Annotated in this window: 1 tRNA gene and 2 rRNA genes; all 3 read right to left on the bottom strand. The window is 56.2% G+C overall.

Going from position 1 to position 1161, the window contains the following annotated elements:
- Positions 1–77: 77 nt before the first annotated feature.
- Positions 78–154, bottom strand: a tRNA-Met gene (locus AC1DX0_RS36180).
- Positions 155–344: 190 nt separating this feature from the next.
- Positions 345–459, bottom strand: a 5S ribosomal RNA gene (gene rrf, locus AC1DX0_RS36175).
- 172 nt (positions 460–631) lie between these two features.
- A 23S ribosomal RNA gene (locus AC1DX0_RS36170) occupies positions 632–1161 on the bottom strand; the annotation flags it as partial.

The following is a 1161-nucleotide window of genomic DNA, read 5'->3' as shown; positions in this document are numbered from 1 at the left end:
CTGCTGCGGGGTTAGAATTGCTGGCCACGACCTGTAGATACAAAAAAGGCCCGCATGAATGCGGGCCGTTTTTTGTTTGGTTGCGGGGACAGGATTTGAACCTGTGACCTTCAGGTTATGAGCCTGACGAGCTACCGGGCTGCTCCACCCCGCGTCAACCCTAAGCAAGCGCTTGCTTGCTGACCTAAGCAAGCATTTGCTTGCTTAGGACGTAAGCGCAAGCCGATAAGCAGGCTGGCCTACAGATAGGTAGGTGGCTCACCAAATGAAAGGGCCGCTTACGCGGCCCGTTGTCCCTTGGCGGGCCTTGTCGTGAAGAGAAGATTTCAACGTGCATTTAGCAGACCTGGCAGCGACCTACTCTCCCGCGTCTTGAGACGAAGTACCATCAGCGCTGGAGCGTTTCACGGCCGAGTTCGGAATGGGATCGGGTGCAGCCGCTCCGCCATAACCACCAGGTCGGCAAAACGCACGTTGTTCGAGAAGCTTTTTGAGCGAAGGGAGCGCAAAGAGACGTCGCCAGCAGAGCTGTCGGGTGCCTCTCGGGCTGTTCGCTGGTCTTTTTTGTGCCATCCATCTGACTTCTAGCGCAATCCGCTGGATTGCGCCGAGATGGGCATAAGGAATGAGAACGATCAAGCCGATCGAACTATTAGTACCGGTAAGCTTCAAGCGTTGCCGCTCTTCCACACCCGGCCTATCAACGTGGTCGTCTTCCACGGTTCTCAGGGAATACTCGTTTTAAGGTGGGTTTCCCGCTTAGATGCCTTCAGCGGTTATCCCGTCCGGATATAGCTACCCTGCTATGCGGCTGGCGCCACAACAGGTCCACCAGAGATCCGTCCATCCCGGTCCTCTCGTACTAGGGACAGATCCTTTCAATATTCCTACACCCACGGCAGATAGGGACCGAACTGTCTCACGACGTTCTRAACCCARCTCRCGTRCCGCTTTAAWKGGCGAACAGCCMWACCCTTGGGACCTRCTCCAGCCCCAGGATGCGATGAGTCGACATCGAGGTGCCAAACAACCCCGTCGATATGGACTCTTGGGGGTCATCAGCCTGTTATCCCCGGCGTACCTTTTATCCGTTGAGCGATGGCCCTTCCACGCGGGACCACCGGATCACTATGACCGACTTTCGTCTCTGCTCGACTTGTC

Source organism: Mesorhizobium sp. P3_A9 (assembly GCF_056402975.1).
Note: the sequence above shows the minus strand (reverse complement) of the source record. Positions and strands in the feature narration are given on the sequence as shown.